General features: G+C 61.1%; 2 pseudogenes. Both read left to right on the plus strand.

The features are described from left to right. Window positions 1-187, plus strand: a pseudogene (locus tag A3730_RS31890) (hypothetical protein); the annotation flags it as partial. Between the two features lie 117 nt (window positions 188-304). Beyond that, window positions 305-697 (plus strand): annotated as a pseudogene (locus A3730_RS19035) (Na+/H+ antiporter NhaC family protein); the annotation flags it as partial.

The raw sequence follows: 697 nt of genomic DNA on the forward strand, positions 1-697 counted from the left end.
CGGGGTGTTCAACACCAGTCGTCAGGTGGGCGGTGCGCTGGCGGTGGCGGTGTTCGGGGCACTGCTGGCTCAGTCGTCCAACTTTATGGTGGGGCTGCGATTTAGCCTGGTGTTGGCCGCTGGCGTTGCGTTACTGACGGCCATGTTCAGCTTGCGTCTGCAGGCGCCGGGAGTGACGCATGAGTAAGTGGCTTTCCTGAAATGCCTTGCGCGTGCAGGCGGGCAGGTTTCGTATCGGGGGTTGCTACCGTCACTGCCATGAAATCTCTACACTGGGCTGATCATTCAATGATCGGGGCGACTCATGAGCGAAGCCAAGACCCAGAACGCCGTCATTCCCCGCGCCTGGCCCCTTCTTCCCTTGCTGTTCTTTCTGGCCGTGTTTCTCGGCAGTGGCTTGTATTACACCTCCCTGGGGAAAGATTTCGCCTTCTACCAGATCAAGGCACCGGTGGTGGCCATGGCAGCTATCGTGTTGTCCATGCTGATGGCGCGGGTGGCCGGTCAGCGGGTCAACGCCAGCGTGGATCGACTGCTGGCGGGGATCGGTCATCCCAACCTGCTGCTTATGTGCCTGGTGTTCCTGCTCGCCGGGGCGTTTGCCAGCGTCAGTGAGAGCATTGGCAGTGTGGAGGCCACCGTGCAGCTGGGGCTGACCATCATTCCTGCCCAGTGGGTATTGCCCGCCCTGTTCCTG

This window comes from Alcanivorax sp. HI0044 (assembly GCF_001634945.1).